General features: G+C 46.5%; 2 tRNA genes and 2 rRNA genes. All 4 read right to left on the bottom strand.

The window, feature by feature from the left end:
• Positions 1-174: 174 nt before the first annotated feature.
• Positions 175-248: transfer RNA gene (locus tag KQI39_RS17185), tRNA-Ile, on the bottom strand.
• Positions 249-271: 23 nt separating this feature from the next.
• Positions 272-344, bottom strand: a tRNA-Ala gene (locus tag KQI39_RS17180).
• A gap of 5 nt (positions 345-349) precedes the next feature.
• A 5S ribosomal RNA gene (gene rrf / locus KQI39_RS17175) occupies positions 350-467 on the bottom strand.
• Between the two features lie 69 nt (positions 468-536).
• Positions 537-636 (bottom strand): 16S ribosomal RNA (locus tag KQI39_RS17170); the annotation flags it as partial.

The following is a 636-nucleotide window of genomic DNA, read 5'->3' as shown; positions in this document are numbered from 1 at the left end:
TTACAACGGTGTTTGATTACTCTGTTCAATAACAGATAAATCGATGTCTTCCTATCTTTGCGTTTGCATTAATTTCTTAATACTTTGCGTTTAAGGATATTTGATTAACTTAATCAAATCTCATGTATGCAGTTTTCAAGGTACAATATCGGGCTTTAATACTTAACACCCGAGTGGGCTTAAGTGGACTCGAACCACCGACCTCACGCTTATCAGGCGTGCGCTCTAACCAGCTGAGCTATAAGCCCATCTTGAAATCTTTCGATTTCAGTGGAGATGAAGAGATTCGAACTCTCGACCCCCTGCTTGCAAGGCAGGTGCTCTCCCAACTGAGCTACATCCCCATTTGATCTGGCAGCCACCTGCTCTCCCACACCGTCTCCAGTGCAGTACCATCGGCCGCTTAGGTCTTAACCGTCGTGTTCGGGATGGGAACGGGTGTTTCCCCTAAGCGCATCGCTACCAGAAATATCGTTATTCAATTTCCTTGATAACTCAACAGTAAAGCACATTTCTTTTCTCTACTTTTTCCTTAGAAAGGAGGTGATCCAGCCGCACCTTCCGATACGGCTACCTTGTTACGACTTCACCCCAGTCATCGGTCCCGCCTTCGGCAGCTCCTTCCTTGCGGTTAGG

The sequence above is a fragment of the Blautia sp. MSJ-36 genome (assembly GCF_018917985.1).
GTDB lineage: Bacteria > Bacillota > Clostridia > Lachnospirales > Lachnospiraceae > Blautia_A.
This window is presented reverse-complemented; position numbering and strand designations above follow the sequence as displayed.